A 20,921-nucleotide genomic window follows, 5' to 3' on the forward strand; every position below is an offset into this window, starting at 1 on the left:
ATTTATATGTTTTTATAATCCGGATTTTGCTTTACAATTCTTCTTTTCGGAATAATTCATACTGTGTACGTATGTATTGCATGACATTTTGTTGCTGGCTGATATCCATGGAGAAAGCTAATCTTTCCGCTACCTCCATTGAAAATTCAGCAAAAAGTTCTGTTATCAGAAATAGTGCTTTCCAGTTTTCTGCTATGCTATAATTCGCATACGTCTGTAGTATTCGTTCATAATTCTCTTCCGAAAGATACTTTGGCATATTTTTTCCTGATTTGCCGAATGTAACTTCAAAATTATGTTCCGTTCCGATTTTCCATGCGACGACATTCATAAACATGGGTCTGATATGCATGTCAAATGCTTCTTTGGCATAGGTTATTTCCTTTCGGTGAAGCCCCTTTACGACATAGGTACTGACCCACCAGAATTCGTTACAGGTTTCAGCAAATTCCTGTTCTGCAGGTTTGTGAATTAAATAGTCACTTTCGCTGCTGTCAGCTATGCCTTCAAATAGCCCGTCTTTATCTAACCATACGACTGTAAGGCTATCCTGTTGATGAGCATCCAGTCCCGAGACGGGAAATAATGTAAGATCAATACGGTTGAAATCTGCAAACAGCATAAGATAAGCAAAGGATTCGGCAGCTTGCCCGGATTCATCTGTAATGTAAGTCATCGTATCAGGAAGCTGCATAATAATACGCTTCCCGAAGATATCGATCCATGTGTGATCCTTCCTGAAGCTGTCCGGTTCGTTCACGATAAAGACGATATCATAATCCTGGAACTTGTCCGGTTTAACAACTGGGTTTGCCCTTGATCCGTTCAAAAGGATAGCGCGGATACGCGAATCCGTTTTCCCGAATGCTATGATCATGTTTTTTATTTCCGATGCCGTTCTCATTGTTGCTGATAACAATCTGATCCTGATTTAAGTTTGTAAATTCTAATTCATATTCATCTGTTGCTGTAATGCTTTATAATAATAGCACATTTATTTGTAGTTTTGTCCGGCTTGAAAAGATTTCTCCCCATATTACTGATGGCTATTATGCTGATACAATCCTTCAACAGGGTCTGGATCGTGAGCTCATTCTATATTAATCAGGAGTATATAGCAGCCAATCTCTGTGTCAACCGGTTTGAAAAGGCCGCCACCTGTAAAGGCACCTGCGTATTGAAAGAACGGTTGAAAAAAGAGAAGGAGAGTGAACAGCAGGCTGCAAAGCAAAAGATCTCCGATGTATATGCTTTCTTTCAGCTCAAATCTTCACTTCAGCAAAAGAAAATTGCAAATCCTGACCGTGAACGCAAATTTCCACCGTTTACTTCTGACCTTTTGCCAACAGGAAATCCCTCATCCATTTTCCATCCTCCGGTATCCGTTGCCTGATACCTAATCATACGTATTTTTTAATTATTTAGTATTAACTCATCTTATATGGATAAGCAGATGGATAACATTCCTGTTTATGATATTAGTATGTTTAATGCAGACTGTACTTTGTTTTGGATGGAGACGCTGGAAAGATGTTCCGTTCGTAACCTTTGGTTGCGGAGGCCACATAAGCAACGGTTTTGTATGCTCCTATATCTGACGAAAGCGTCAGGTGTGGTGCGGATAGACGACACTATTATTCAATCAGATCATAATGAGACAGTCATATGCAGTACTCCTAATAGCGTAAACAGTATAAAACTGGAACCGGATTCAACGGGTTTCATTATAGCATTTACAGAGGATTTTTTCTCGTTACGATTCAATAGTAACATACTTTACCAGTTTTCTTTTTTCAAGGAAAATGGCAATTGCTTCTTTGGGCTTTCGAAGCAGGATGAGTCCAAATGGAACAGTTTGTCTGGCCTGATGCTACAGGAATTTTCAGGTGGTAAAGGAGATATAAAGGTATTACGGTCTTACCTCAATATCCTGTTGCATGAAATAGAAGGTCATACCAATGTGCATATTCCATCTTTGGCAGACGGGCACGCGCACGACAAAGTGATGAAGTTTCAAAAGCTGCTGGAACGTAATTTTATACAACACAAAAGCCCCTCATACTATGCAGATAAATTGAATATTACCCTGCATTATCTGAATAAGTTGTGCAAGATCTGCAGGGGTATGACCAGCGGACAAATAATCAAAGAGCGGATTCTTACGGAATCCAAAAGATTATTAAAGCATACCACACTTTCGATCGCAGAAATAGGGTATGAGCTGGGATTTGAAAGTCCTTCTTATTTCATTACTTTTTTTAAAAAGAATATAGGCTATACCCCCGAATCATACAGACGAAGTGTTAATTAGATTTGTAACCGGCACCATCGTGAATTAGTGATTTGTTTCAAAAAATTAAATAACAGATACGTATAGTGAAATGCCGGAAAAACAGGGCTACGTATCTTTGCAGAAAGAGATAACCTTGACAAAACAGTTTTATATATATGTCTTATTGCTCTCATTTGTTATGCAGATGTTTGTCAGGGTTGCTATTGTTGTGGATTACAGTACAAACAAATCGTTGTATCTGCAGTATTGTGAAAACAAATCACGGCCGGAATTACATTGTAACGGACAATGTGTTCTGATGAAAAAACTAAAAAAACAGGAGGAAAAGGAAAGTAAACAGGTATCACAGAAACTGGAATATCTGGCCTTTTTCCATGAGGTAGAAAAAATTGAATTCAATAAACCTCGCTTACATTTTATAACTGACACAAACCTCTCCGGACTTATCTGTAATTACAGTTTCGAGTTTGTGGTTTCCATTTTCAGACCACCGCTCACCAGCATCTGATTTTCCGGAGATCGCTTTATCAGGATACAGTCTTTTGATATCCCCCTTTTTTATTACGATGAAGAATAGTAATACAGTTAGTATAGTTGTAACTGTATGCTATATTTCCTGCGGACTGAAAAAATAAGGTGTGCTATATCTCCCGATTGATAACATTTAATACTATGCTGATACGTCTGTCTGATGATGTTCAGGCGGGCAGCATATCCTAGGCTGAAGTAAGCAAACCCGCTTTTAAAGAAGCTGTTTTGTATGATTCTTCGGTATTCAAACAACTTTCAAAATATGATTAAAAATAATAGAAAAGCAGGTCTTTTGGCAATGATCTGCCTGCTGCTTACACTTACATACAGCTGTGGTGATACAACAAAAAGCAATAATCTGAGAAGTGAAAATAAACCGGATACTGTAAATCAGACTATCGATCTCTCCAATGTAAGGGAAGCAAAATATGCCCGCACTTTAGCTACTGTTACCAAAGATGACGGACGTGTATCTGTTTCCTGCCTGCTTCCTGCAGAGGTAAAGACTGGAAGCAACCCGATCCGGTTTGTACTTCATAATACCGATAAAAATAATTCTCCTGAACTGGAGGGTTACAGCATTGCTTTAGAGCCTTATATGCCTGCTATGGGACACGGCTCTTCCGGAAATAAGAATGCTGAAGGAACAGGAGAGGGACATTACCGGGGAACAGTTCAGCTTTCTATGCCCGGCGAATGGCTTATCAAAGCAAAATTGCTAAAGGATGGGAATGTTGTGTCTCAGGATAGTCTCGTTTTCCCCGTACTGGTAAAATAAGTCATTGAGCCATAAGCGAACAGTATAAAACTTATGAAAGCTTTCTTAGCAATATTTACTGACAAACAGTTTTTAAATAATACCCGTTTTTTAAACCCTAATAAAAAGTAAAAAATGAATACATCCATTATAAAACAATATGTAGCGGCAGCAGCTTTGTTGCTGACTGTGATACTGACCAACTCATGTAGTAAAAACAATGTTCCCGAACCGGATGCAGACAAGATGGGACAATTTTCCATTGAATTCGACAATATTGTCGGTGAAGAGACGCTTGGATTTGAACCCCGCAGTTATACAAATGCAAAGGGGGAGAAGTTTAGAATTAAGCAATTGCAGTATTTTATCAGCAATATCAAACTGTATAAGAATGATGGTTCTTCTTATACTGTCCCGCAGGAAGAAAGTTATTTTTTGGTCAATGCTTCAGATCGTACTACCCGGTTTACCAGAGTACAGGCGCCGGAAGGAGATTATTCAAAAGTGCAGTTTGTATTAGGCATAGATAGTCTGCGTAGTACGATGCCGGTGGAAAAGAGAACAGGCGTGTTGTCTTTCAATCCCGAATCCGGGCATGCAGGAGGAGGGATGTACTGGGGCTGGAACAGTGGCTATATTTTCCTGAAACTGGAAGGATACTGTGATCTTATATCCGACAATCAACAGGGAGATCCGACCGGAAATAAGCAATTCAAATACCATATCGGCGGTTTCGGCGGATACAATGCCCCTACACTAAATAATATCAAGACGATAACCGTAGATCTTAAATCTGCCGGCATTGCTCAGGTCAGAGCAGGTATGCGTAGCAATGCGCATCTCTTTGTGGATATCATGAAGATTTTTAACGGACCTAATGCGTTTAGTATAGTTGCCCATCCTAATGTGATGTTCAGCGAATACAGTGTCAATATTGCGAACAATTTTCCGGCTATGTTTTCTCATGATCACACGGAGAATTTTGTGAAAAGTGAAGACGAGTTATAAGGTATGAAGAAGATTAGTGTATTGCTGGTATTGACACTGTTGATATGGGCATGTAAAAAGGGAGAGGATACCTTGCCCGATCTGTTTCCCGGATTTATGAAATCCGTTCATTTTCCTGATCCTGTTTATGATTTTTCACGTAATGAGATTAGCAGAGAGGGTTTTGAATTAGGGAAACGCTTGTTTTATGAGCCTCGTCTTTCGCGCAACAATACCATCGCCTGTGGCAGTTGCCATATACAATCAGCTGCATTTACACACCACGGACACGATGTGAGTCATGGTATTGATGATCGTCTGGGTACCCGTAATCCGATGCCTATCATGAATGTGGCCTGGCAGAAGGAGTTCTTTTGGGATGGAGGTGTATTTGATCTGGATCTGGCTGCGGTAAATGCGATTACCAATCCGGTAGAAATGGATGAAACTATTCCTAATGTATTACGCAAATTGCGTGCACATCCGGAATATCCGGCTTTGTTCAAAAGAGCTTTTGGTTCGGAAGAAATTACGGATGCACGTTTTTTTAAGGCATTGTCTCAGTTTATGCTGATGGCCGTCAGTGATCAGTCCAAATATGATAAAGTAAGACGAAACGAAGAAGGTGCTTCATTTACAGCGTCTGAACAAAGAGGCTATCTCTTTTTTCAGAAAAATTGCTCTACCTGCCACAGTGAACCCTTGTTTACGGATCGTAGCTACCGTAACAACGGATTGGAGCCAAACAGATCGAATGACATCGGGAGAGACTCTGTAACCTTGAATCCCGCTGATAAATATAAATTCAAAGTGCCAAGCCTGCGTAATCTGGCCTATACTGCTCCATATATGCATGACGGACGGTTCCTGACACTCAACAGAGTCATCGAACACTATCGTAGCGGCATGGTTGATTCGCCGACATTAGATCCGGTGTTCAGACAGCAGGATGGCCGCTTGGGAATCCCGATGACTGAACAAGAAAAGGAGGATCTGCTGGCTTTTCTGAATACGCTTAATGACCGGGCTTTTGTTACCAATCCACTACTGGCCGAACCGGAAACCGGAGGCTTTCTTGTCAAATAATTGGAATTACAATCATGAAAAAAATAAAATATATATGTTTAGCAATCCTGTTTTCCCTGTCACTTCTGCCACATGCACATGGATGTGATATATGTGGCTGTGGAGTCGGTAGTTATTATCTTGGAATATTACCCGACTTTAACAAACGTTTTATAGGATTGCGCTATCAGCACAAGTCGCTGCTTACACATTTAGGGCCGACCGGGAACAGGACACCTATTACAGCAGACGAAACTTATCAAAGTATGGAGTTGTGGGGTGCATGGAATATCGGAAGCAGATGGCGTATCATGACGATATTGCCGTATAATTTTAATACCAGATATATTAAGGGGTCGGGAGAAAGAGGTAAGAAAGACGGATTAGGCGATCTCGTGGTAATGGGATATTACAAATTATTTGAAAAGAGTACCAGTACATCCGCAGATCAGCTTCTGGCACATTCACTCTGGATAGGAGGTGGTGTTAAAGCTCCTACAGGAAAGTACGATAATGCCGAACGTAGCGGTGTTTCTCAGGATTCGCCTAATAACTTTCAATTAGGAACCGCCAGTACTGACTTTATGATCAATCTGGCTTATGATATCCGTCTCATGGATGCGGGACTTAATGTAAATAGTACTTATAAACTAAATACGGCAAATAAGTACGATTACCGGTATGCGAATAAGTTTACTGCAAATGGTCTTTTGTATTACAAATTCAATATAAAGAATCAGGTTCGTATTGCTCCGAATGCGGGTGTTATTTATGAGACTCAGCCTAAGGATGTCGTGTATGGTCAATATGATGTGGCCCAATCCGGTGGTTATTCGACCACTGCAATAGCAGGAATAGAGGTGAATATCGGTAAAATCTCTCTGGGCGGGAATTATCAGACTCCGATGGGGCAACAGTTGGCTGATGGACGTGCCAAAGCAGGAGATCGGTTTATGACTCATATTTCCTATAGTTTTTAACAAATATTTTAGCAATTCATAGTCATGAAAGCAACAAGTACGTTATATTTGATACTTTATTTAATGGTCTTTTGTATAACCTCCTGTACTTCTGAAAATTCAAAATCAGACAGACAGAAAAATCAGGAAGAGACACCTGATAAAACGAAGGAGCAGGCTCCAGTCCATGATTATCTGATGGAAGGAAATAAAGGGGTAGGGACTATCAATCAGTTTGAGAGAAAACCGTTTGATTCCCGGTTGGCAGATCAGGGCAATAAGCTCTTTATAGTCAAATGTACCATCTGTCATGAAGTAAAGGAAGATAAAATCGGACCGGCACTTTATGGTGTTACGAAGAAAAGGACACCTGAATGGATACTCAATATGATATTGACACCCGATCAGATGCTGGCAAAGGATCCGGATGCTATAGCGCTGAGTCAGTCATACGATGGTATGATGACGGCTATGGGACTGAACGAACAAGAAGCAAAATCTATTTTAGAATATCTGAGAAAAGAGGATGCAAAATAAATAAGCTGTTAAAAACACATGATATGGAAAACAAGAACAGAAGAACCTTTATTAAAAATAGTCTTGGCCTGACAACAGGGCTACTGATGACACAGGTATTGACCGGATCGGCAGTTCCGTCAATATTAGGAGGCGCAGATAAATTCCGTTTTGCTAAGGCAGCGTTGCCTTATGGCTATGCTGATCTGGAGCCGGCTATTGATGCACAGACTATGCAGATACATTACGAAAGACACTATAACAATTATGTGGTAGCTGCCAATGAAGCTATAGAAGCAGAAAAAGTGGATGTAAAGCAGGCTCAGGATCTTTTGAGAAATATCTCAAAGTATTCCGGCAAACTTCGTAATAATGCAGGTGGAGCGTATAATCACGAATTGTTCTGGTCGGTATTGAGACCTGTACGTACAGATAACAAGCCTGGTGGAAGTCTGGCAAAAGCTATTGATACAGCATTCGGGTCATTTGATAAGTTTAAAGAAGAATTCACTAAAACAGCCTTATCACAGTTTGGAGCGGGTTGGGCATGGTTGGTAGCTGATCAGGGTAAACTCAAAATCGGTGGAACTCCTAATCAGGATAATCCGTTGATGGATATTTCTGCATTTAAGGGAGTACCTCTTCTTGGCCTGGATGTCTGGGAGCATGCTTATTATCTGCATTATCAGAATAAACGTGTAGAATATGTAAATAGCTGGTGGTCATTAGTCAACTGGGATAGGGTTCAGCAGTATTTTGATAAATCCGATAAAGGATAAAGAATAATACAGACAGGTACAATCGCTATCTGTCTTTTTTCTAAACAGGTATAAAGTCGAGCTTTATACCTGTTTTTTTGTTAATTTAAGGAATCACTTTTTCCTTTTGGAATCGTTTTTTATATTCCTGAGGTGATTCTCCTATCAATTCTTTGAATACAGTGCTAAAGGCAGAAAGACTATTGTATCCTACAGCATGCATGATTTCGATAATATCCATGCGGCTATTTTCTATAAGTTCAAGTGCTTTCTGCACTCTGACGGATTTGACAAATTGAAATAAGGTGCTGCCTGTTTCTTTTTTAAACCATCTTGATAAAGTCCTTTCGGAAAGATGAAATTTTTGTGCCAGATGCTGAATATCAAGCGGACCTTTTATGTGATTCTGAATGTAAGTAATGCTTTCCTGTAAGACCTCTGAGGCTGGGGCAGGCACAAATAGTTTTAAAGGAGTAGAAAGAGCTACCGGAAGTATATGTCTAATGGCAGCAATACAGTATTCTTTGAGTTCCGGATCTCTTTCTTTTTTCCAATGACTGAAACCGAATTGGAGTAACTCTTCTATTAAGGTATTAGGAGCGTATACGGCCAAACTGTTAAAAAAATCAGCATGAAATTCATTCTTCTCAGGTTCTAAAAACAAGGTTCTCAGTTTGATTTGTTCCGATTTTGAAATTAATTTATATATCGTACCTGAAGGAATCCAGGCGTAATACTTATCCGGAATGTACAGTGTGTCTCCTTCAGTATGGAGATATAGTACACCATTCTCAGGAGATATCAACTGATCCAGTTGATGGTGATGAAAGCTGGTATTTAAGAAACGAAATAATCTTATATCTAATATACCATCCGAAAAATTAGACAAACTGCCGTCATCTTGTATTGATAATCTGGACATAGTAAGCTGAATTAAAGTCTATTTGGGGAAATAGTTTTGTATACGTAGTGTGATCAATTGATTACATAAATATAATCAATTTACAGGGAAAGAGAACGGTATAAATGAACACTTTCGAGAATGTATTCTGCTTTCTTTTTGGGAAACTGATGCCGACCGGCTTTGGCATAAGGAAATGACAATATATAAAGAACAAAAAACATACTGATTAGTAGGTTTTTGTTTATCTTTGTTGCAGATTTATCAAATACAGGTATTCAGATATCACTTTTGTTTTATGTGGTAAATAGGTATAGAATAAGATATGAAAAAGGCAGAAACAACCCGGCTTACTATATTACAAAAAGCATTTGAGCTCATCTATACAAAGGGATATCAGACGAGCAGTGTAGATGATATACTCGCTACTACGCAGGTGACAAAAGGAGCATTCTATTATCATTTCAAAAATAAAGATGAAATGGGTGTTGCAATCATCAATGAGCTAATGAAACCTGTCCTTATAAAAAGTTTTATTGAACCCCTGCAGCATGCCGAAAATCCTCTGGAAGCTATATACCAGCTGATGTATCATCTACTGATGGAGAATGATTTTCTAAAGGTTGAATATGGCTGTCCGGCAGCAAATTTTACACAGGAAATGACCCCCTGGAATGCTGATTTCAGTAAAGCGCTTAATGATATCAGCAAACAATGGGTTAACATCATGACTGCTGTTATAGAAAAAGGACAGCAAAACGGATCTGTACGTAAAGATGTTAATGCGCAACAGGTAACACTGTTCATCATGTCAGGCTATTGGGGAATACGAAATTTCGGAAAACTGGAAAATAGTAATAAAGTATATATATCATATTTAAATGAGCTTGAAAATTACCTGAACAGCTTGAAATAAATTTTTTTGACCTAAAACATACCGATTAGTATGTTTTGTTAAATTTTTGATATATATAAAATAAAAAATATGGAAACACATCTATACATCGTTCCTGAGTTTACCCTTTCTGGTATACCAGTCCCTATACTTAGCACATTACCCTCTGTCCGGAAACGATTTACTGAACATAAAACTAGCACAACATAATATGTATTCCACACTCTTAATTCTCCATTCGCTGGTAAGATGGCTTGTATTGGCCTTTATAATTTATGCTGTTTACAGATCATATACAGGTTATATCAAAAACAGGATATTCTCAAATACGGACAATGCTGTGCGACACTGGACAGCAACGATTGCACATATTCAGCTCATGATCGGCATGTTACTGTATATCAAAAGTCCGGTTGTGAAATATTTCTGGTCTGACGTAAAGAAAGCCATACAACAAGCAGATCTGACCTTTTACAGTATTATTCATTTTATACTGATGTTGCTGGCCATTATTACACTGACTCTGGGATCTGCACTGGCGAAAAGAAAAAATACGGATAAAGAGAAATTCAGAACTATGCTGATCTATTTTTCGATTGCCTTAATAATCATCTTTATCGCCATTCCCTGGCCATTTTCACCCTTATCAAACAGACCTTATTTCAGAACATTTTAACCATGAAAAAGTATTTTACAACGACTACAGGCCGGTTACGCCTGTTGGCACTTCTGGAAGGATTTTCCTTACTCATACTCGTATTCATTGCAGTCCCTTTAAAATATATTTTTCATGATCCGGATTGGGTCAGACTTATCGGGCCTGTGCATGGTGTATTATTCTTACTTTTTATCTTTAATACATTACGGGTGGGAGTAGAGGAAAACTGGAAATTTAAGGAGACCACCTGGAAAGTCCTTATTGCCTGCATCATCCCGTTTGGAACTTTTTATGTAGATTATAATATTCTTCGCAAACTGCACAATGAACAAAATTAATAATGTATAGTTATCTTCATCGACTCTGATGTCTGAACATATTTTCTTTTACACAGGGCTTTCCCTGTTTACCATACATGAAATGGATGCAATACACTGCAAAGAGTGGCGAATTTTTCCGGGACTTTCCTTTCTGGATGATCGTTGGGGGTTCAGGATCTTTATGTTTGCTCATATTCCCATATTCCTGTTTATTAACAGACAATTACATGATGTCCCGACGTCAGAAACATTTATGAAGCGATTTAATGTTTTTCTGATGGTACATATGGGGTTTCACCTGTTGTATCTGAAACATAAGAGGAATGAATTTACGGACGGGATTTCATGGTTTTATATCGCGGGAGCAGGAATATGCGGAATCGTGGATCTTTTTGGGGTACAATAGAAATCGATAGACAGCGTTTATATGCACGCTGAAGATAAGAAAAAGGGCCCTGAAAGGGCCCTCTTCAAATTATAGGTTAACTTTTAGGTATATCATATCGGTACACCTTGACTCCTCCGTCAATAATTGTAGAGAGGTAAGGAATTCCATCAGCTGAAATTTTCATTTCCAGTTTATCTCCGTTTTTAGAGGTAAGCTGAGTAGGAGCATTCCAGTTATTGGTATCTTCATTAAATGTGCGCACTACCAGACCATTGTTATTGTCTGAGTAAGCAAAAAATACAGTACCGTTCGGGTGGACGGCTACAGCGATATTATCTCTGGTAGCAGTACTGCTGGTTGTCTGTGCTATTCCATCTCCGAACTGTTTCCAGCTGGTTCCGTTCCAGTGCATGACATAAGAGGCATAGCTTGGTGAATTCACCTGATAAGCGACATAGATCTCTCCGTTTTTATCAATATCCAGATCAATATTTATACCTCCCGAATTAGCTCCGGCCGGGCCTATATAAGGCGTACCTACTACAGTCCAGTTACCGTTTCTGAATTTATAAACAGTAGGTTTACGGGTAGCCGTACCGCCTGTGAGATCCATAGTAACATAGTAAAGATGATTGTCTTTTCCTCTTACCATTTTGGCGTAGAATCCGGTTGCAGAAGGGGAAAGGGTCTGACCGGACCATGCACCATTTGCATATTTACTGATATAGGTTGCACGGTTTGCCAGTGGTGCAGCTGCAGCTCCCAGCGTATAACCCAGGAACGGTGTATTTACGGAATCCAGTGCGACAAAGAAATAAGAAGAAACACGATGTCCGGTAAACTGTTTATTGCCTACAAAACTCCATTGTCCATTCTCATACTTCTTGACAGATCCCAATTGTGCATTTGTACCGTCATAATCTTTATAGGCTACATAAACAACTCCGTTGCGGTCAATATCTATAGATGCCCCGTCTATACGATTGTCAGATATACCGGTCGATGGACCAACATTGACCCATTTCGTACTGTCGTAAGTCGCTACTACGGCTTTTCTGTTTTCAGGTGTATTGCTGTCCGTGAGCGTGTATACAAGATAAGGAAGATTGTTAAACTGACTTACCATCAGCTTCACTTCTGAAGCACGTGCAGCGCCGATGACATCTCCAAGGTTCATTTCACTCCATACCGGTGCTGTCAATCGTCCTACTTTTACTGTAAACTGGTCCGGAGCCTGGGATTGTTCATCTTTCAGTTCGAACACGACGTCCTGTTCGTAGTTTTGCTCATTCTTTCCGGAAGTCTGCGCAAGTCCTCCGACTGTTACTGTAGCTCCCTGAGAAGTGGTATAGCGGGCTTTCAGTTTGGAAATATCAGCATCTACAGGCAGATCCACAGTGATCTGTAATCCTTTGATCGTTGCTTTGTAATCTTTGAACAGATAATCCGGATTATCTTCCCTGTAAAATCCAAAAGATAAGAAGGAAGCATTTTTTAATGCATATACAGTGTAAAAGGACATTCCTCCCGGAGAAGAAAAGCGATACGTAGTAGTATCAGCCAGATTGATCCTGCTGATTCCGCTTTCCTGAACTGTATTACCGACAAATGCTACAAATTTCTCGCTGTTAACTGTAAAGCTCGGAATTGCCTGATTGATATCAATACTGTTCGGAACACGGATAAATACATCATTGCCCTGAATAGTTCCTTCTACACGGTTGCTTAATCCGGGATTGGAAGCTGGTTCAAATGTATAAGATAACAACTGGACATTTCCTACTGTGTCCTCTTTTTTGCAGCTGCTGAAGATCCCGGTCAGGATCAGCAGCAAGCATATTGTTATAGTGTATTTTTTCATTTTCTTTGGTTATTTATTGGTTTCAGGCAATAGGATTGCTTTCACCCGTGAAGCTCCTATTACTTTAGATTTTATTCTGTTACTGATATCTGATCCTGTAATATTATCCAATAGCTCATCATATTTTGTGAAATAATCCCAGTTACTGAAATTATAATACAGGTGGTTTCTTAGTTCTGCACTCCAGAAGGTTTCTTTCTCATACTGCTTTTTATAATCCTGTTTCAGCTGAACCTTGATGTTTGCTAATTCTTCTTTAAAGTAAGATGGATCTTTTGCGATTTTATCCAGTTCGACACCAACTTGTCCGATAAGAAAATCTGTACGGGCAGGTTCACATGTAAAGGTAACACGTGTACGCATCAATGGAGTGGGGAAGGATGTTGCACTGGTGCTGACACCGACACCGTATACTCCGGATTGTTCTTCTCTCAGGTTTTTTCTTAGTTTCACCTTCAGTACTTCTTCCATCAATGTATTTTCCATAATCTCTCTGACGCTGTAATTCAGGTCTGTAGTCTGATAGAACAGATTGACAGTAGCTTTCTCTGCTTCCCCTGCATACATCAGGATATCGCTGTCATCTTTAAGACTGTAGTTAGGAATACGCTGTGTATGATCTATCGCTGTTCCGGGCAATCCGCCCAGATAGGTTTCTACATCGTTCTTAATACTATCCGGATTAAAATCTCCGATAATTACAAATTCAAAATCGCGTGCTGAACCAAAACGCTTATGATATACATCCAGAATACGGTCAAACTGCAGCTCTTTTTGCAGACGATCTGCATCAATCTCACTGGCTTCAGTATCGTCAGAACCAATCTTACGGCTTATCTGCTTATTGTATTCTGCCGTCGGTGTATATTTCCGGTTTTGAGTTGCTTCTACAGAACGTTTTTTGATATTATCAAATACCGCTTTGTCTGCTCTTGGCTGTGTCCACTTCAGATAGAGCAATTCAAACATTGTTTTAATGTCTTTCATATTTGCACTGGCAGCAACACCTTCACGGTTCTGGGAAAGTACAAATGTCGCAGATGCGGAATTGCCCAGCAGATATTTGGTCAGTGCCTGCCGGGTGAAATCTCCGGCTCCGCTTGCACCTATTATATTTTTTGCATAGACAGCATTTACATAATCTGTTGTGTCTAATGCGATGATTCCTCCTTTTCTGAATCCGGTAAGCTGTATATGATCTTTGCGGCCATTTGAAGGTCTGAGGTATACGGTGATTCCGTTAGAAAGCATCCATTTGCGGAGGCCTACTTCTTTAATGAAGATAGAATCGGTTATTTTTCCGGCAACAGGTGTGTTTTTTAACAATTGGTCCGGTACAGATATCTGATCTTTCCACACTGGTATCTGAGCCGATCGGATGGTATTGAATAGCTCCTGCAATTGTGCTTTTGTCGGAAGTTGATCTTTTAAGCGTTCTGGTCCGGATAACATAATGACTGTATTACCTGTGATCAGGGATTGGTTCAGATATTGAACCAAATCTGCCGAATCAATCGCAGCCTGAACCTTAAGTGCCGTCTCCTGACGATATTTACGGTCCATCAGAGTTGCATCGGTAAAGAAATTGTTTTTCATATCCGCCAGTAAGCCCGTTGCATTGACCGTTTCATCACGGCTTTCCAGACCTCTTTTTATTTGTGCTACAAATTGGGTTCTGAAATCTTCAATTTCTGAATTTGTAAAGCCGTAGCGTCTTATACGTTCATTCTCCAGCAGATACTTGTATATACCGTCCTTTATATTGTCTTCGTAAAGAGTTGTTCCTCCTGAAGATATACCACTGTGTAATAACAGATCGGACAGAGACATGGAACCTTCTTTAAAATCATTCTGCAGCTGAGAAAGACGTTCAAATCTCTTTTTGACAAGATTATTGACAAAAGAACGTTTCAATGAGGATTCAAACTCTTCCATCGTGCGTACACCTTTGTCTGCAGGAATTTTGGTAACATATGAAAAGTCTATAGTCGTTGCTTCTTTATCTGTCAGAATAGAATAAAGCGTATCTGCATGTGCCGGCAGATAATAGGCTTCCCGTTTAGGTGCATGTTTCGGATTTTTTGCCTTTCCGAATACTTCTTTGATCAGTTTCTCCGTCTTCTTCAGATCCTGATTGGTCACTATTCCGATTCCCATCAGTTGAGGACGGTACCAGGTCGTATAGAAGTTGACAATAGTCGGACGTTTGAAATGATGCAATACATCCAGTGTACCTATAGGTTTTCTTTCAGCGTATCTGGAGTTGTTAAAGATCAACGGTAGGTACTGGTCACTCATACGTGAGGAAGCGCCTTGTTTGGTGCGCCATTCTTCGATCACGATACCTCTTTCTTTTTCAATTTCCAGGGAATCAAAACTGAGATGAAAAGCCCAGTCTGCTACAATGCTAATGGCTTTGTTGAGGTTTTGCTCATCTTTGGTATCAATCGTGATCTTATAGATCGTTTCATCATATGAAGTGTGCGCATTCAGATCTGCTCCAAATTTGACACCCAGAGATTCCAGAAATGTGATGACTTCATTCTTCGGAAAATTTTTACTGCCGTTAAAGGCCATATGTTCGACAAAATGTGCCAGACCTCTCTGATCTTCATTTTCCTGCAGCGATCCTGCATTTACAAACAGCTGTAGAGCGGTCTGCTGACTTTTAGAATCAGCCGGATACAGGTAATATTTAAATCCGTTTTTTAATTCTCCTTTTACGAGTTTGGGATCTTGCTGCAGTTTTTGTGCATACAGCAGTGATGAACACGCTATGCACAGAACTGTGGTGATGATATTTTTGAAGGGATACTGCATTTTATAATGTTTTGGTAATCGTTAACTGTGATTGTCTTTTGTCCGGTCCGGGATAGCCAATCAGTATATTTTTATCGTTTTCTATCAGCTTAATTTTGAGTGTATTGTCTTTTGAAGTGTCTATAGCATGGTTAATCCAACGGACACGTATCGTCATTTCAAAAAATCCGGGTTTGAATACTAATTGTCTGTTTGCATCGGGCAGCTCAAAATCAACACCTTCTTTCAGACCATCACCTACCAGGACCTGGTAGGTTAGTGTGATCGGATCATATTGCATTTTTGAACTTAGATTGACTTTATATTCCACTGTTTCATTACGGCTGGACTGTACATTTACAGCATCCAGATTATTAACATGGATATAGAAGAATGGCTGGTCAAACGGTTCCATTTTATTTTCATCACAGGAGATGTAAAATAAAGACAGAAGTAAGAATGCGGTAGTATATATTATTTTTTTCATTACAGTCATTTTTTATTGATTAACGGTTGGGTTTGGCTGCATCAGAGGGTTTATATCCAGTTCTGATCTTGGTATTGGCATGATGAACCTGTCGTTCGGATACGTCAGCTGACACAGGTTTGAAGTACAACCAGTTCCTCTGTTAAGAGATTCTTTATATCTCATGATATCATAGATACGTTGATTTTCAAAGCCCAGTTCTTTTCTGCGTTCCAGTTTGATGATTGCGAATAATTCCTCCGGAGTGTTATATGCTATCGTGATCAGATCTGTAGAGACATTACGTGCGCGGGCTTGTAGAATCTTGATGTCTGATACGGCTTCTGCATAGTTTCCTAGCCGAAAGTTAGCCTCTGCTCTGTTAAGATAAAGTTCTGCCGAACGCACGACTTTGACATTCAACGGCCAGTTATCATTGATAACACCATCCTCTTTACCATATTTGATACTTCTGTAATAATTAGTTGCGGGATCTATCTGCAGCATTGTTTTTCTGATGTCCTGATCAGAAAATAAGGAAACATAGCCCGGAGCAGCATAATACTGATACTCTACAGGTTCTGAAAACAGATGTTGAACTGTGCCTTTTGCATATTTCTCCAGATTGAACTGCCATATCACTTCAGAGGCAATGGAAGTGTAATCTGTACGTTGAGCACTTGCTGTAAACATTTTTTTATAATCTGCTGAACTCACCAAAGGGTATTTATTCGGCGTGATCAATTCTGATGTTTGGTTTACTACGTTCTGATACTGGCCCATATATAGGTAAATACGTGCTCTCAACGCTTTAGCAGCATCTACAGATGCGTATATTTTCGTTGGAACATTAGGATTTTGAGAAAGTAACTGAATACATTGTTCAATATCAGCCAGTATCTGCGCATAGACAGCACTAACCGATTCTCTGGCTACATGTGTTCCTGCCGGTGGCGTTTTGAGTAGGATCGGGATTCCCAGATGTGAAGCATCCGGGCTATAGTTGTACTGCTGCGCATATATATTTGTCATGTCAAAGTTGCATAAAGCACGTAATAACAATGCCTGTCCCAATATAGATGTGGCTTGTGCCTTGTCTATACTCGACTCCAAAAAAGGTTCTGCACCATTTATAATGTTGTTGATATTGTTTAATGCAGCATACCCGTTTCCCCACATCAATCGTGTAGCGCCGGCTTCATCCTGATCATTGGCTACATAATTAAATTCTGTTTGCATCACCGGGTTGGATATACCTGTACGGAAAGCGACATCATCCCCCCTTAAATCTCCATAGACTCCGTATTCATTCATATGATATCTGGCCATCAGATTATAAGATCCGTCAAGTGCGTTTTTTAATCCGACTATATCTCTAAATACCTGTTCTTTCCCCAGTTTTCCGATAGGGTCGACCTCAAGAAATGATTTTCCGCAGGATGATAATATAAGTGTTGCAGCAACGCTGCTATATAATAGTAATTTCATAATAGTATTCTTTAAAATGCAACGTTTAAGCCTAATGATATGACAGTTTCCTGTGGCATTCCTTCAAAGGAATTCTTATACGTATTTCTCTTACTGTTTCCGTTAGGTACCCACATATACAGATTATCTCCCTGGATATAAGCTGATGTTGTTTTCAAGCCAATGGCTTTTGTCCAGTTACTGGTCAGATCATACGCCAGGCTCACATTCTGAAGTCTGATATTGCTGGTGCCCATCAGATAGCGGGTAGAATTCAATGTAGAGCTTGTTGTCAGATTAGATAACCTTGGTGTCAAGGCCAGATATCCCGGATACTGCCAGTGATCCAAGATATTGACAGATTGATTGCCACTCAGGATATTCAGTCCGTCTGATTCGTTGTTACGTGCCAGTCTGTTGAAGGAAAGTCCGCCTTTGCGGTAAAGAACCAGAAAAGAGAGGTCGAATTTTTTGTATTTGATTCTATTGGTAATACCGCCGTAAAAATCCGGGTTCGGAGAACCGATAATTACCCGGTCATTTGCACTATACGTTTTGGTGACATTGCCGTTGATATCATACCACATAGGATCACCTGTAGCGGGATCTACGCCAGCCCATCTTACCAGATAATGCGAACGGGAGTCATAACCCTCCGTCATTATAGTCGTGCCGGATGAACGTTCGAACCCGTCATAAAGCTCGAGTACTTTGTTTACGTTATGGGAAAGATTGAAGGACGTACTCCAGCTGAAATTTTCCTTTTCGATATTAACCGAGTTTATGGAAACTTCCACACCCTCGTTTTTCAGTTTTCCTACATTGCGATATACAGCACGTTGACCTACGGTCATAGAAACAAGCGCATTGTTGATCAGATCTTTGGTGATGTTGTTATAATATTCTACCGCTACATTGATTTTCTTATATATACGGGCATCTATACCGGTATTGAACATGTAGGTTTTTTCCCATCTCAAATCCTCATTGATTCCGGTAGTCATGATAGCTCCTGTATTTCCTCCATATCCGTAATCTGCCGAATAGGTATATATCCCTTTACTCAGATCTGATCCGAACCTGGAATTACCTGTGGTTCCATAAGAAGCTTTCAGTTTCAGGAAATCGACAACTTTGCTTTTCCAGAATTCTTCTTTACTCACGGTCCATGCTGCACCGTACGAACCAAAAGTTCCCCATTTAACATTCTTACCGAAGTTGGAATCACCGTTTTTTCGTAACGTTCCGCTGAAGGCATACTTGTCATTCCAGACATAGTTAAGATAACCAAAGTAGGATAGAGAGGTCTTGTCATCTCTGGAAGTAGTCCCTCTTCTGTTGGTCTCCGCTACGAAAGATACTTCACGTATATTGTCATTAGGGAAGTTACTACCGGAAGCACTTACGCTGTGACGTTGGGTCCGTGTTGCTTCCATTCCCAGTTTAGCACTCAGGCTACCTTGCCACAACTGACTGTCATAGTTCATTGTGTTGGTTGTTACCCAGTTGGTTACCTGAGTTTGCTGACGTTGTGCGCTTCCGTTTTCAGACTGACCCGACAGGTTGTACATGGATTTATATTGATCTTCATTTGAACTGGTGTAGTTCAGACCACTGTTGTTGCGAAACATTAATCCTTTGAAGATTTGTATATCTACTCCTCCGGATGTAAAAGCATCCAGGGTCTTCTGTGTCCAGTCGTTCTGAGCAGCTTCCGCAAGACTGTTCATCAGCCTGTTACCTCTTTCGTCTCTTAATGCAAAATCCCCGTTCGGAAGGTACGGATTTACAATAGGTACACCCAGATAATACTCATCTCCTACAAGAAAGAGATTATTGATATTATACGCACCACCCACTATAACTCTGGCTGTAATTCTATTGCCGATTTTGGTTTCTACATTACTTTTCAGACTGTATCTTTTTGTGTCATTGGCAATGGTTGTACCTTTCTGGTCATATATCCCTGCTGAAAGGTAATAACTGTTGTTTTCACTACTACCGGATACGGAAAGGTTGTGTAGTTTGGTCACTCCCGTTCTGAAATACTCATCATACCAGTTTGTATTCACGGTAGGATCGAACATTGCAATATCCTTAGACATACCCATATCTGCTATAATCTGACGGTATTGATCTCCGTTCAGCACTTTGAATTTGGTGTCATTAATCTTTTGTAATCCTCCGCGGAAATTGTATCCGATACGTGTAGGTCCTTTTCCTTTTTTGGTCGTTACTAAGATAACTCCGTTTGATCCGTTTGCTCCATAGATGGATGTGGCTGTCGCATCTTTTAATACGGTGATGGATTCAATATCATCCGGATTGAGGTAGGTGAGGGGGCTTATACTTACATTCAGACCGGGCGTCATATTGGTGGTTCCTCCGGTATAAAGCGGCACGCCGTCAAGTACCCATAACGGTTCATTGGACGCATTTCCGTTCGGAGCTGAAGACTCACCACGGATGCGTGTGCTGAACCGGCTGCGGGGTGAACTGTTATTTTGATCCTGAGCCTGAAATTGAACGCCCGGTACCACACCTTCCAGTAAGGCATCTATTCTTAATGCCGGTCTTCTTTCCAGATCTTTGGATGTCAGCGTAAAGGCACTCCCTACCTGATTGGCTTTAGTCTCTTTCGTCCCGTATCCGGTAACAATTACTTCATCCAGATAATCGTTACTCTGTTCCAGAACAATATTTAGTGGAACGCGGGGATTTGATACCGTGATTTCTTTTTTCTGAAAACCAATGTAGGAAATGATCAGAATGCTGTTTTTTTCCGCTTTGATGTTAAACTCACCTGCATTATTAGTTTTGACAGCATTGGCTGTACCTTTTACCTGTACAGTTACACCTCCCAGACTGTAAGGAATCGGATTGTCCGTGTCTTTCAGTAAGATCTTACCGTTGATATGACTGTCCTGTTTTACTGTGGCAGATGCATGGAATAAGGTTATCGTCTTGTTGACAATTTTGTACGCCAGATTTTCTTCTTTGGCGATTTTTTCAAGTGCCTGACTGATGGTGGCATCTTCCAGCTGAATTGTTAATCTCTTATTGTCTACGACATTGTTTTCATAGAGAAAGAAGTATCCCGATTCTTTCTCCAGTGTTTGTAATACATTGCGTAAAGACTGGTTGTCTGCTTTGAGTGTAATGCGCTGTGCAAAGGTATTGGCTGATGCCATAGTAACCATTCCCAAGGTGAGGAAGGTCGCCATATTCACTGGCAGCAGCAAAGCCCTGACGATAGCTAAACTTTTTTGTAGAGGTTTAGATTTCATAGAAGTGATTTAG

Annotated in this window: 20 protein-coding genes; 13 read left to right on the forward strand and 7 right to left on the reverse strand. The window is 40.2% G+C overall.

From position 1 onward, the window contains the following. Positions 1-31: 31 nt before the first annotated feature. The gene (locus HMPREF0766_RS05475) at positions 32-904 is read right to left on the reverse strand and encodes an aminoglycoside 6-adenylyltransferase (RefSeq protein ID WP_002994470.1); all 873 of its coding nucleotides are present in this window, start codon (positions 902-904) and stop codon (positions 32-34) included. A gap of 111 nt (positions 905-1,015) precedes the next feature. Here HMPREF0766_RS05475 and HMPREF0766_RS05480 point away from each other — a divergent pair, with 111 nt between their 5' ends. The 9 genes from HMPREF0766_RS05480 to HMPREF0766_RS05520 all read left to right on the forward strand — a co-directional run bounded on the left by HMPREF0766_RS05480 (position 1,016) and on the right by HMPREF0766_RS05520 (position 7,887). Continuing rightward, the gene (locus HMPREF0766_RS05480; RefSeq protein ID WP_236590535.1) at positions 1,016-1,393 is read left to right on the forward strand and encodes a hypothetical protein; all 378 of its coding nucleotides are present in this window, start codon (positions 1,016-1,018) and stop codon (positions 1,391-1,393) included. Positions 1,394-1,441: 48 nt separating this feature from the next. Beyond that, a complete protein-coding gene (locus HMPREF0766_RS05485) occupies positions 1,442-2,311 on the forward strand; it encodes an AraC family transcriptional regulator (protein ID WP_002994472.1) in 870 nt (289 codons plus the stop codon). 280 nt (positions 2,312-2,591) lie between these two features. After that, entirely contained in the window at positions 2,592-2,801 is a 210-nt protein-coding gene (locus HMPREF0766_RS22500) for a hypothetical protein (RefSeq protein ID WP_236590534.1), read from the forward strand. A 285-nt stretch (positions 2,802-3,086) separates the two neighbouring features. After that, positions 3,087-3,602: a FixH family protein gene (locus HMPREF0766_RS05495; protein WP_115388628.1), complete on the forward strand. Its 516-nt coding sequence runs from the start codon at positions 3,087-3,089 to the stop codon at positions 3,600-3,602. A 114-nt stretch (positions 3,603-3,716) separates the two neighbouring features. Further along, entirely contained in the window at positions 3,717-4,589 is an 873-nt protein-coding gene (locus tag HMPREF0766_RS05500; protein ID WP_002994476.1) for an MbnP family protein, read from the forward strand. A 3-nt stretch (positions 4,590-4,592) separates the two neighbouring features. After that, the gene (locus HMPREF0766_RS05505) at positions 4,593-5,654 is read left to right on the forward strand and encodes a cytochrome-c peroxidase (RefSeq protein ID WP_002994477.1); all 1,062 of its coding nucleotides are present in this window, start codon (positions 4,593-4,595) and stop codon (positions 5,652-5,654) included. Positions 5,655-5,668: 14 nt separating this feature from the next. Beyond that, positions 5,669-6,613, forward strand: coding sequence for a transporter family protein (locus HMPREF0766_RS05510; RefSeq protein WP_002994478.1), 945 nt, complete (start codon positions 5,669-5,671; stop codon positions 6,611-6,613). 24 nt (positions 6,614-6,637) lie between these two features. Further along, the gene (locus HMPREF0766_RS05515; RefSeq protein WP_236590533.1) at positions 6,638-7,129 is read left to right on the forward strand and encodes a c-type cytochrome; all 492 of its coding nucleotides are present in this window, start codon (positions 6,638-6,640) and stop codon (positions 7,127-7,129) included. A 23-nt stretch (positions 7,130-7,152) separates the two neighbouring features. After that, on the forward strand, positions 7,153-7,887 hold the full coding sequence (locus tag HMPREF0766_RS05520) for a superoxide dismutase (protein WP_002994481.1): 735 nt from the start codon (positions 7,153-7,155) through the stop codon (positions 7,885-7,887). Positions 7,888-7,972: 85 nt separating this feature from the next. Here the strand turns inward: HMPREF0766_RS05520 and HMPREF0766_RS05525 are convergent, their stop codons facing one another. Then, the gene (locus HMPREF0766_RS05525; protein ID WP_002994483.1) at positions 7,973-8,788 is read right to left on the reverse strand and encodes an AraC family transcriptional regulator; all 816 of its coding nucleotides are present in this window, start codon (positions 8,786-8,788) and stop codon (positions 7,973-7,975) included. A gap of 304 nt (positions 8,789-9,092) precedes the next feature. Here HMPREF0766_RS05525 and HMPREF0766_RS05530 point away from each other — a divergent pair, with 304 nt between their 5' ends. The 4 genes from HMPREF0766_RS05530 to HMPREF0766_RS05545 all read left to right on the forward strand — a co-directional run bounded on the left by HMPREF0766_RS05530 (position 9,093) and on the right by HMPREF0766_RS05545 (position 11,046). Beyond that, positions 9,093-9,683, forward strand: a complete 591-nt coding sequence (locus tag HMPREF0766_RS05530; protein ID WP_002994487.1) for a TetR/AcrR family transcriptional regulator — start codon at positions 9,093-9,095, stop codon at positions 9,681-9,683. Positions 9,684-9,873: 190 nt separating this feature from the next. Further along, on the forward strand, positions 9,874-10,338 hold the full coding sequence (locus HMPREF0766_RS05535; RefSeq protein WP_002994488.1) for a hypothetical protein: 465 nt from the start codon (positions 9,874-9,876) through the stop codon (positions 10,336-10,338). A 2-nt stretch (positions 10,339-10,340) separates the two neighbouring features. Further along, positions 10,341-10,658, forward strand: coding sequence for a DUF3817 domain-containing protein (locus tag HMPREF0766_RS05540; protein ID WP_002994489.1), 318 nt, complete (start codon positions 10,341-10,343; stop codon positions 10,656-10,658). A gap of 28 nt (positions 10,659-10,686) precedes the next feature. Further along, a complete protein-coding gene (locus HMPREF0766_RS05545) occupies positions 10,687-11,046 on the forward strand; it encodes a DUF6713 family protein (RefSeq protein WP_002994490.1) in 360 nt (119 codons plus the stop codon). 76 nt (positions 11,047-11,122) lie between these two features. Here the strand turns inward: HMPREF0766_RS05545 and HMPREF0766_RS05550 are convergent, their stop codons facing one another. Genes HMPREF0766_RS05550 through HMPREF0766_RS05570 form a run of 5 tightly spaced genes read right to left on the reverse strand, consistent with a single transcriptional unit; the run spans position 11,123 to position 20,908 of the window. After that, a complete protein-coding gene (locus HMPREF0766_RS05550) occupies positions 11,123-12,889 on the reverse strand; it encodes an NHL repeat-containing protein (RefSeq protein WP_002994491.1) in 1,767 nt (588 codons plus the stop codon). Between the two features lie 9 nt (positions 12,890-12,898). Continuing rightward, a complete protein-coding gene (locus tag HMPREF0766_RS05555; protein ID WP_002994492.1) occupies positions 12,899-15,709 on the reverse strand; it encodes a M16 family metallopeptidase in 2,811 nt (936 codons plus the stop codon). A 1-nt stretch (position 15,710) separates the two neighbouring features. Then, positions 15,711-16,175, reverse strand: a complete 465-nt coding sequence (locus HMPREF0766_RS05560) for a hypothetical protein (RefSeq protein ID WP_232279698.1) — start codon at positions 16,173-16,175, stop codon at positions 15,711-15,713. Positions 16,176-16,187: 12 nt separating this feature from the next. Further along, positions 16,188-17,642 carry a RagB/SusD family nutrient uptake outer membrane protein gene (locus HMPREF0766_RS05565; protein ID WP_002994495.1) on the reverse strand — a complete coding sequence of 485 codons (1,455 nt, stop codon included), beginning with the start codon at positions 17,640-17,642 and terminating at the stop codon, positions 16,188-16,190. A gap of 11 nt (positions 17,643-17,653) precedes the next feature. Continuing rightward, positions 17,654-20,908: a SusC/RagA family TonB-linked outer membrane protein gene (locus HMPREF0766_RS05570; protein ID WP_002994497.1), complete on the reverse strand. Its 3,255-nt coding sequence runs from the start codon at positions 20,906-20,908 to the stop codon at positions 17,654-17,656. Between the last annotated feature and the right edge of the window lie 13 nt (positions 20,909-20,921).

Source organism: Sphingobacterium spiritivorum ATCC 33861 (genome assembly GCF_000143765.1).
Classification (GTDB): domain Bacteria; phylum Bacteroidota; class Bacteroidia; order Sphingobacteriales; family Sphingobacteriaceae; genus Sphingobacterium; species Sphingobacterium spiritivorum.

Coding starts and splice junctions, on each gene's coding strand:
- HMPREF0766_RS05475 (WP_002994470.1), bottom strand. CDS start 904: ATGAGAACGGCATCGGAAATAAAAAACATGATCATAGCATTCGGGAAA.
- HMPREF0766_RS05485 (WP_002994472.1), top strand. CDS start 1,442: ATGGATAAGCAGATGGATAACATTCCTGTTTATGATATTAGTATGTTT.
- HMPREF0766_RS22500 (WP_236590534.1), top strand. CDS start 2,592: ATGAAAAAACTAAAAAAACAGGAGGAAAAGGAAAGTAAACAGGTATCA.
- HMPREF0766_RS05495 (WP_115388628.1), top strand. CDS start 3,087: ATGATTAAAAATAATAGAAAAGCAGGTCTTTTGGCAATGATCTGCCTG.
- HMPREF0766_RS05500 (WP_002994476.1), top strand. CDS start 3,717: ATGAATACATCCATTATAAAACAATATGTAGCGGCAGCAGCTTTGTTG.
- HMPREF0766_RS05505 (WP_002994477.1), top strand. CDS start 4,593: ATGAAGAAGATTAGTGTATTGCTGGTATTGACACTGTTGATATGGGCA.
- HMPREF0766_RS05510 (WP_002994478.1), top strand. CDS start 5,669: ATGAAAAAAATAAAATATATATGTTTAGCAATCCTGTTTTCCCTGTCA.
- HMPREF0766_RS05515 (WP_236590533.1), top strand. CDS start 6,638: ATGAAAGCAACAAGTACGTTATATTTGATACTTTATTTAATGGTCTTT.
- HMPREF0766_RS05520 (WP_002994481.1), top strand. CDS start 7,153: ATGGAAAACAAGAACAGAAGAACCTTTATTAAAAATAGTCTTGGCCTG.
- HMPREF0766_RS05525 (WP_002994483.1), bottom strand. CDS start 8,788: ATGTCCAGATTATCAATACAAGATGACGGCAGTTTGTCTAATTTTTCG.
- HMPREF0766_RS05530 (WP_002994487.1), top strand. CDS start 9,093: ATGAAAAAGGCAGAAACAACCCGGCTTACTATATTACAAAAAGCATTT.
- HMPREF0766_RS05535 (WP_002994488.1), top strand. CDS start 9,874: ATGTATTCCACACTCTTAATTCTCCATTCGCTGGTAAGATGGCTTGTA.
- HMPREF0766_RS05540 (WP_002994489.1), top strand. CDS start 10,341: ATGAAAAAGTATTTTACAACGACTACAGGCCGGTTACGCCTGTTGGCA.
- HMPREF0766_RS05545 (WP_002994490.1), top strand. CDS start 10,687: ATGTCTGAACATATTTTCTTTTACACAGGGCTTTCCCTGTTTACCATA.
- HMPREF0766_RS05550 (WP_002994491.1), bottom strand. CDS start 12,889: ATGAAAAAATACACTATAACAATATGCTTGCTGCTGATCCTGACCGGG.
- HMPREF0766_RS05555 (WP_002994492.1), bottom strand. CDS start 15,709: ATGCAGTATCCCTTCAAAAATATCATCACCACAGTTCTGTGCATAGCG.
- HMPREF0766_RS05560 (WP_232279698.1), bottom strand. CDS start 16,175: ATGAAAAAAATAATATATACTACCGCATTCTTACTTCTGTCTTTATTT.
- HMPREF0766_RS05565 (WP_002994495.1), bottom strand. CDS start 17,642: ATGAAATTACTATTATATAGCAGCGTTGCTGCAACACTTATATTATCA.
- HMPREF0766_RS05570 (WP_002994497.1), bottom strand. CDS start 20,908: ATGAAATCTAAACCTCTACAAAAAAGTTTAGCTATCGTCAGGGCTTTG.